A 693-nucleotide genomic window follows, 5' to 3' on the forward strand; every position below is an offset into this window, starting at 1 on the left:
TTTGCAGATGTAGTCGTCGGCTCCCAGGTCCAGGCCCAGCAGGCGATCCACTTCCTCGACCCGCGCAGTGATCATGACGATGGGCACCGCGCTGAAGGTGCGCAGCTCCTGGCATACTTGCAGGCCGTCGCGGCCTGGCAGCATCAGGTCCAGCAGGATCAGGCGCGGTTCGCAGGCCCGTACCGCGGGCACCACTTGCAGGCCGTTGTCCAGGCACTGGGTCGGATAACCGGCTGCGGTCAGATAGTCACGCATCAGCGCAGCCAGTTTGGGTTCATCTTCGACGATGAGAATGGGAGCTTCGTTGGCCATGCGTCAGGTATTCCGTGGCAGGCGAAGGGTCAGCCAGAGGCCACCCAGCGGAGAGTGATCGGCAGACAGACTGCCGCCATGTGCCAGCGCGATACTGTGACAGATGGCCAGGCCGAGCCCTGCGCCGCCACTGGCCCGGTTACGTGATGCCTCGCCCCGACCAGGCGGGGCAGTTCCTCGTCGTCGATGCCGGGGCCTGAGTCAAGGAAGCCGATACGCCATTCGTTTCCTTCATGGCCTGCACGGATCTGCAACACGCCGCCTTCATCGGTATAGCGCACCGTGTTTTCCAGCAGGTTGTTGAACAATTGCTGCAGTCGTTTGGCATCGGCCTGCACAGGCAGCGACTGGGCGGGAAGATCCAGTTCCAGTCTCAGATTC

Annotated in this window: 1 protein-coding gene and 1 pseudogene; both read right to left on the reverse strand. The window is 62.8% G+C overall.

Annotated elements, in window-relative coordinates:
• Positions 1-312 (reverse strand): response regulator (locus tag NRB16_RS28830; protein WP_257107556.1); only part of this gene is annotated, 312 nt, incomplete at its 3' end.
• A 3-nt stretch (positions 313-315) separates the two neighbouring features.
• Positions 316-693, reverse strand: a pseudogene (locus NRB16_RS28835) (ATP-binding protein); the annotation flags it as partial.

Source organism: Pseudomonas sp. LJDD11, assembly GCF_024584215.1.
GTDB lineage: Bacteria > Pseudomonadota > Gammaproteobacteria > Pseudomonadales > Pseudomonadaceae > Aquipseudomonas.